Genomic DNA, 500 nt, shown 5'->3' on the forward strand with positions numbered 1-500 from the left:
GACGGTTGAAACGGGTGGGGATAACTTTGGTGAAGAGGTTGTGGGCTTGGAACCAGACTAAAAAAAATATAAATGAGCCTAATAGCCACATACCAAAAGATGATGCAAAAAGCTCTAGGAATATCTCCACCATAAACTGCCCACTTTTCTCAAAGTTACCATCCAGCATAAGCCCTATAAACCCACCGAGGAGCGGCCCCCCGAAAGAAACTAAACATGAGCACGTAAATGGCCCCCCCAACCACAACTGATAGGAAAACACATTGGGTTGACCTCCGCCAAAATCTAGAAAGGTCTCGTTATACCCACTGATGTAGGGACAGAAGGGCTGTTCACTGGTCGGCAAGGGCAAGGGGGCTAAATACGTTTGGCGACCGAAAGGGAAATACTCAACATCGCCCGCGCGCTTACCCACGGATGTACTTTTAAGCTGCACTGTCATTGCGATACACCTCAGCATATATCTCAGTAATCGGTGTACGCGGGTGGCGTTTGATCAG

At 48.2% G+C, this 500-nt stretch carries 1 pseudogene; it reads right to left on the minus strand.

The window, feature by feature from the left end:
- Nucleotides 1-442 (minus strand): annotated as a pseudogene (locus tag B347_RS0107815) (hypothetical protein); the annotation flags it as partial.
- Nucleotides 443-500: the final 58 nt, after the last annotated feature.

The sequence above is a fragment of the Pseudomonas psychrophila HA-4 genome (assembly GCF_000282975.1).
Taxonomy (GTDB): Bacteria; Pseudomonadota; Gammaproteobacteria; order Pseudomonadales; family Pseudomonadaceae; genus Aquipseudomonas; species Aquipseudomonas psychrophila_A.